Annotated in this window: 7 protein-coding genes; all 7 read right to left on the bottom strand. The window is 69.5% G+C overall.

Features of this window, described 5'->3' with window-relative positions; translation table 11 throughout:
• On the bottom strand, window positions 1-444 hold a 444-nt coding region (locus FJ251_12520), incomplete at its 3' end, for a hypothetical protein (protein ID MBM4118534.1).
• Window positions 444-1,211: a hypothetical protein gene (locus FJ251_12515; GenBank protein MBM4118533.1), complete on the bottom strand. Its 768-nt coding sequence runs from the start codon at window positions 1,209-1,211 to the stop codon at window positions 444-446. The genes FJ251_12515 and FJ251_12520, both read right to left, overlap by 1 nt.
• Window positions 1,208-2,182 (bottom strand): ABC transporter ATP-binding protein, encoded by a 975-nt coding sequence (locus FJ251_12510; protein ID MBM4118532.1) that lies wholly within the window; start codon window positions 2,180-2,182, stop codon window positions 1,208-1,210. Before FJ251_12510 ends, FJ251_12515 begins: the two co-directional genes overlap by 4 nt.
• Before the next feature lie 152 nt (window positions 2,183-2,334).
• Window positions 2,335-2,958 carry a type II secretion system protein gene (locus FJ251_12505; protein ID MBM4118531.1) on the bottom strand — a complete coding sequence of 208 codons (624 nt, stop codon included), beginning with the start codon at window positions 2,956-2,958 and terminating at the stop codon, window positions 2,335-2,337.
• Complete coding sequence (locus FJ251_12500; GenBank protein ID MBM4118530.1) at window positions 2,831-3,250, bottom strand: type II secretion system protein; 420 nt, start codon at window positions 3,248-3,250, stop codon at window positions 2,831-2,833. Before FJ251_12500 ends, FJ251_12505 begins: the two co-directional genes overlap by 128 nt.
• Window positions 3,251-3,471: 221 nt before the next feature.
• The gene (locus FJ251_12495; GenBank protein MBM4118529.1) at window positions 3,472-4,857 is read right to left on the bottom strand and encodes a sigma-54-dependent Fis family transcriptional regulator; all 1,386 of its coding nucleotides are present in this window, start codon (window positions 4,855-4,857) and stop codon (window positions 3,472-3,474) included.
• Between the two features lie 24 nt (window positions 4,858-4,881).
• Window positions 4,882-6,213, bottom strand: coding sequence for a PAS domain S-box protein (locus tag FJ251_12490; protein MBM4118528.1), 1,332 nt, complete (start codon window positions 6,211-6,213; stop codon window positions 4,882-4,884).
• Window positions 6,214-6,257: the final 44 nt, after the last annotated feature.

The following is a 6,257-nucleotide window of genomic DNA, read 5'->3' as shown; positions in this document are numbered from 1 at the left end:
CCGCGCGAAGGCGGCCCGTGCCTCCCGGTAGTTTTCGAGCCACAGGTAGTGGAAGAAGCCCTGCTCGTAGGGATAGACCCAGTAGGTCGGATTGGCCCGCTCCGCATAGGCCAGCCAGCGCAGGGCGCCTGCGGGGTCCTGCATGTCCGTGGCGCGGACGACGGCCGCGAAGAGGGTGGCGCGGTGGAAGGCGGGGTCCAGCCGCAGCAGGCGCTCCACGCGCTGGTTGAACTCGGACAGGTCGTGCTGTCCCAGCCGGTAGCCGCCGTAGTACTGGAGCAGATCGAACCAGTAGTAGTCGGCGAGCAGGGCCTCGCTGCCCATCAGCACGGCCTCGAGCGGGCGCTGGGGCTCCTGCTGCCGGATGAGGGGCGCGGGCTGGCCAAGCTGCGCGAAAGCGAGCAGCACCAGACTGAGCGCGGCGAGGGCTAGCGAGCGGGCCATCAGCGGATCTCGCGGCGGGCGAAGACGGCGGCCGCCGCGCCGACGAGGGCAGTGAAGTACAGGAGCGTGTAGCCGAGCGCCGCGAGCAGGGCGTCGGGCGGCGGGGGGCTGCCCCCCACCAGGCTGTTGCGCACGCGGTAGAGCTCAAGGTGCGGCAAGAGCCAGTGCGCTGCCAGGGCGAGCGCACGCAGGAAACCGCTGTCGGTGAGTGCCGCAAAGCGCAGGAGATCGGCCGAGAGGTGCCCGGCCGCGAAGACGGCGAGGGCGAGGAAGAGCGTCATCACGAGGCCGGTGAAGGTCGAGAAGAGCAGCACGAAGCCGGCGAGCAGGCTCATCTCGAGGAACACATAGAGCAGCGCGGTGGGCAGGCCGGGCAGGAGCGGCACGCGCATCGCCCAGCCGATCACGAGGTAGATCGCCGTCGCGGCGATGATGACCAGCGCCAGCGCGCCGAGCAGGCCGCTCAGGCGCCCGAGCAGGTACTCTTGGCGCGAGATCGGCCGCGTGAGGATGCCGAGCCAGATCCCCCGCTCCCGCTCGCGGTGCAGGTTCCAGGCCCCCATCACCAGCATCGTCAGCAGGGCCGAGATGTGGATCCAGGCCAGCGCGGCGTCGTGGAAGGTCTTCTCGCGCCCGCCGAGCGTGAGCGGCGCCATCAGCGCGAGCGCGCCGAGGATGATCGCGCCCAGACCGAGCAGGCTGTGGAGCAGACGGTCGCGCAGGGCTTCGCGGAGGCCGGCGAGCGTCAGCACGGCGACGTTTCTCATACGCGCTCCTTGTCGCGGTCGCGCGCGCTCGCGGGGGCGGCCGTCGGCGTCTCCTCGGCGATGCTGGCGAGGATCTCCGCGGCCGGCAGATCCCGGCGCTCGGCCAGCTCGAGGATCGGAATGCCCAGCGCGCTCCAGCGCTGCAGCAGGGTCTGGGCGCGCTCGAAGGGCAGACCGCGGAAAGCCGCCGTCTCGCCCTCGCGCACGCTGTCAAGATCGGGCGCGTCCAGGCGCGCCTCCTTCGTCTTCTCGAAGGGAATGCGGATGTCCATCGCGAGCGGCGCGGCACTCGAGGCGCCGAGCGCGATCTCGTGGCCGATCCGGCCGTCCTTGAGCGCGCCGAGGCGATCGGCCAGGGCCTCGAGCTCCGCGAGGATGTGGCTGGAGATGATCATCGCCGTGCCCGCCCGCTTGTGCTCGAGCAGGATCTCGATCACGCGCTGGCGCTGCAGGGGATCGAGCGCAGTCAGCGGCTCATCGAGGATCAAGAGCTCGGGTCGCGCGAGCAGGGCCAGCGCGAGCGCCACGCGCTGCTGCGTACCGCGGGAGAGCTGGCGCAACTCGCGGCGGCTGACGCCGCTGAGATCGAACTGCGCCGCCAGCCAGTCGACGCGGCTCCTCGCCGTCACAAGCCGCGAGGCGACCAGCGAGGCGTGGAAGCGCATCAGCTCGCGCACGGTCAGGTTGGGCGGGAATTGCGGGTTCTCGGGGCAGTAGCCCAGGCGCAGGTGCACGTCGCGGTCGCCGGGACGCCCGCCGAGGATGTGGATCTCGCCGCCATCCGGCCGGGCGAGCCCGGTGAGCAGACGGAAGGTCGTGCTCTTGCCAGCGCCGTTGCGGCCGAGGAGACCGTAGACCTCGCCCCGCTCCACGCGCAGGCTGAGCCCATCGAGCACGCGCTGCCGGCGGCGGGGCCCGAGCCGGTAGCTCTTGCGCAGGTCTTCGACGCGCAGCAGCGCGGCGTCGCTCATGCTAGGGGCGCCTCCTTGGCTCGGAAGCAGTCAATCCTTGCCCAGGGTGGGCAGGGATTGACCGATATTCCCGCAAATGGGGCGATCGCCCTTGCTGTCGCACGGGGCGTTCCAATCGGGTGACGATGGAGGCGAGAAGGACGCGCCGAGGCTCAGCCGTTGCTGAGGGTCTGGATGGGCAGCGCGTTCGTGCCGTAGCAGATGAGGCGGTAGCGCTGCGGCAGGCCGACGGCGACCGGATCCTGGTAGTCGACGATTCCCTCGAGGGCACCGCCGCCGATCGAGAGCCCAACGCCGCCATTGAAGGGATTCGTGACGAGCACGTTGCCGGGCAGGTTGGCCTGGATGTCGGCGAGGGCGCTGGCCGCGGGCGGGTAGCTGCCGAAATTCGCCGCGGCGTAGGACTCCACGGCGAGCTGGCAGGCATGCCCGTTGCCCTTGACCGCGGCCTCGCGGGCGCGGTCGCGCATCGTCGTGAAGTTGGGCGTGGCGATGGCGGCGAGAACGCCGAGAATCACGATGACGATCATCAGCTCGATGAGCGTGAAGCCGCGACTCGAGTGAGAGAGCCGGTGCACGCCTGACCTCGCTGAGTAGAGGGAGAAACGCGGCGGGAGCCCCCCGGCTCCCGCCGCCACTGCGAATCGTCTAGCCGTTGGACAGAACGAGAACTGGCGGCAGTGCCGGGTCCTTACCGTAGCAGTCGATCCGATACAGATTGGGGACGGTAGTGCCCGTCGGATCGATGTAGTCCACCATGCCCTGAGCTGCGCCATCGCCAGCACTCAGGCCGTTGCCGCCGACGAAGGGGGGGGAGAGCTGCACGCCGCCGGGCAGCGCCTCCACGATGGCTTCCAGGGCACCGGCGCCGTCGGGATAGACGCCGTTGGCCTGCACGGCCAGATCCTCGACCGCGAGCTGCGCCGTGTGGCCGTTGGACTTCACGGCCGCCTCACGGGCGCGATCCTGCATCGCAACGAAGTTCGGGATGGCGATGGCGGCCAGGATGCCGATGATCACCACCACGATCATGAGCTCGATCAGGGTGAAACCCTTGTTGGAAAACATCTGAGAGAACCTCCTGTTGGTCCGCCGAATCGGGCGCCGGTGGCTCCTTGTCGGTCCGGGCCCCTCATCGCAAGGGTAGTGCCAAGCCCCCCTTGCAGGTTGTGGCGCGTCAAGCCCGGTCGTTACCGACACTTGCAGCGCCCGTTGCAGCTTGCACGGCTGTTCCCCCGGACCGTGGTCCGTGCAGCCATGCAAATTGAGCCCCAGGGGGGCCGAGGGCTTCACTCCACCAGCAGGCCTTCGCGCGTCCGATCCAGGCCGTAGCGCTGGATCTTGCGGTAGAGCGTGGACGCGTTGATGCCCAGGATGGAGCTGGCCTTCTTCTTCTGCCAACCCGTGGACTCGAGCACCTGGAGCAGGTACTCCCGCTCCAGTTCCTCGAGCGTCGCGCGCGGCTTTCCCTCGAAGAAGGACTTCGCCCCGCGCTCCGGGTCCTGCAGCAGCTTCTCCGGCAGCGAGTCGCGGTCGAGCGTCTCGCGCTCCTCCAGGAGCACCGTGCGCTCGAGCACGTTCTCGAGCTCGCGCACGTTGCCGGGCCAGTCGTACCCACAGAGCAGCTCCATGGCTTCCTTGCTCACGCCCTTGATCGGTAGGTTGCGCTTCTCGGCCAGGCGCTGCAGGAAGTGCCGCACGAGCAGCGGGATGTCCTCCCGCCGATCGCGCAGAGGCGGCACCGTGAGCGGAATCACGTTGAGACGGTAGTAGAGATCCGGGCGGAAGGTGCCGCGCTCGACCTCGGCCTCGAGGTCGCGGTTCGTGGCGGCCAGCACGCGCACGTCGACCTTGATCGGGGAGGTGCCGCCGACGGGCAGGAACTCGCGCTCCTGCAAAGCCCGCAGCAGCTTGACCTGCAGCGCGGGCGTGCCTTCCCCCACCTCGTCGAGGAAGATCGTGCCGGACTCGGCCACCTTGAAGAGGCCTTCCTTGTCGCGGATGGCGCCGGTGAAGGAGCCCTTCACGTGGCCGAACAGCTCGCTCTCGAGCAGGTTCTCCGGCAGCGCGCCGCAGTTGACGCCCACGAAGGGCTTGTCGGCGCGGCCGCTCATGAAGTGGATGGCGCGCGCGATCAGCTCCTTGCCCGTGCCGCTCTCGCCGCCGATCAGGATAGTGCTGTCGGTCGGGGCCACCTTGCGCACGATCCCGAAGATGCGCTGCATCGCCTCGCTGCTGCCGATGATCGACTCCAGCGAGGAGTCGTCCTGGAGCTGGCGGCGGAGCTGGACGTTCTCGCTGCGCACCTCGCGCATCGCGAGGGCGTTGCGCACCACCATCTTGATCTCTTCGTTGCGCGCCTGCTTGATCAGGTAGTGGAAGGCGCCCTTGTTGACGGCCTCGATCGCCGTCTCCTGGCTGGCGTAGGCGGTGAGCAGGATGACCGGGATCGAGGCGTCGATGGCCTTGATGCCGGTGAGGAGCTGGATGCCGTCCATCTCGGGCATGCGAATGTCGCTGATCACCAGGTCCGCGCGCCAGTTCTGCAGCTCGCGCAGGGCGGCCTTGCCGCTCGAAACCGCGCGGATCTCGTAGCCTTCCTTGGCGAGCATGATCGAGAGGAATCGGATCATGCTCTCTTCGTCGTCGACGAGCAGGATGCGCGGCTGGGCCATTGGTACAGCTCCCTCGCTTGGTGCCTAGACGGTGTTTTCGGTCGCTTGGACCACGCCCTCGGGCAGGTCCTCTTCGCTGCGCGCGCGCGCCGGCAGGCGCAGCTCGAACACGCTTCCCGGCCCCGCTTCCTCCAGCAGCTCGAGCTGGCCACCGTGCATCTCCACGATGCGGTGGGCGATCGCCAGGCCGAGTCCCGTGCCGCCCGTCTTCGTCGTGAAGAAGGGCTCGAAGAGCCGCCCCCGCGCCTCGGGCGGCACACCGGGACCGTCGTCCCGGAACTGCACGACCAGCTCCTCCTCGCCGCTGATCCCCTGCGCCCCGCGCGCCGAGACCGTGAGGCGGCCTTCCCAGTCCACCGCCTCGCAAGCATTGAGCAGCAGGTTGAGGCAGACCTGGCGCAGCATGCCCGGGTCGGCCTCGATCACTGCCGGCGCGCCGTCATTGCTCAGCGTGAGCTTGAGCTGCTCGTCCGCCTCCGGCCGCTGCCGGATCAGGCGCAGCGCTTCCTTGAGGAGCAGCGTCGGATCCAGCGGCTTGGGCTGCGGGCGCCGCTCGCGCGTGAAATCCAGGAAGTCCGTGATCAGGAGGTTCAGCCGATCGCTCTCTTTGAGGATGAGATCCATCAGGATGCGATGCTCGCCCGTCAGCGGCAGGTCCGCCGCCAGCAGCTCCACGCTGCCGGCGATCGAGGCCAGCGGATTGCGGATCTCGTGCGCGATCGAGGCAGCCAGCGCGCCCACCGCGGCCAAGCGCTCCTGCTGGCGCATGCGCGAGCGGAGCTTGCGGGCCTCGGTCAGGTCCTGGAAGACCGCCACCGCGCCGGTGCCGCGGCCGCCGCTCCCCGCCAGGCAACTCGTTGAGATGCCCAGGGGCAGCGTGCGTCCGTCGGTGCGGGTCACGTCCAGGCTGCCTCGCGTCACGGTTCTCCCGTCCAGCGCATCGCGCAGGAGGGCGGCGAGCCCGCGTTGCCCGTCGATCGGCCAGCGGTCCACGTGCTGGCCGATCATGCCGCCCCGGCCCATGCCGAGGATGCGGGTGGCGCCCTCGTTCCAGCGGCACACCGCGCCGGTATCGTCGAGTCCGACGAGCCCGCTCGGGATGGCCGCGATGATGTCTTCGGCCGTCCGCGCGCTTTCCTGAAGTCGTCTTTCGCTGATTTCGCGCCGCCGCCGTTCCCCGCGGATCCCCGCGAGGGTCCAGCCGCCCGCCGCGCCCGCCGCGACGCCCAGACCGAGCAGCAGCCCCGGCGGCGCCCCGAGCAGACTGGCCAGCGCGAGCAGGAAGACGAGCGTGAGCGTCGCCCCCGCCCGCCAGGCCGGATCGATGCCTACCCATTCCGCGTCACGGCTCGACACGCAGCGCCTCCTAACCGCCCGAGACCACGCTGATCAGCTTGAAC

Source organism: bacterium (assembly GCA_016873475.1).
Taxonomy (GTDB): domain Bacteria; phylum Krumholzibacteriota; class Krumholzibacteriia; order JACNKJ01; family JACNKJ01; genus VGXI01.
The sequence above is the reverse complement of the archived record's forward strand: the minus strand, read 5'-3'. Positions and strand labels throughout refer to the sequence as shown.

Coding starts and splice junctions, on each gene's coding strand:
- FJ251_12500 (MBM4118530.1), bottom strand. CDS start 3,250: ATGTTTTCCAACAAGGGTTTCACCCTGATCGAGCTCATGATCGTGGTG.
- FJ251_12505 (MBM4118531.1), bottom strand. CDS start 2,958: ATGGCGCAGCTCAGGGCATGGTGGACTACATCGATCCGACGGGCACTA.
- FJ251_12515 (MBM4118533.1), bottom strand. CDS start 1,211: ATGAGAAACGTCGCCGTGCTGACGCTCGCCGGCCTCCGCGAAGCCCTG.
- FJ251_12495 (MBM4118529.1), bottom strand. CDS start 4,857: ATGGCCCAGCCGCGCATCCTGCTCGTCGACGACGAAGAGAGCATGATC.
- FJ251_12510 (MBM4118532.1), bottom strand. CDS start 2,182: ATGAGCGACGCCGCGCTGCTGCGCGTCGAAGACCTGCGCAAGAGCTAC.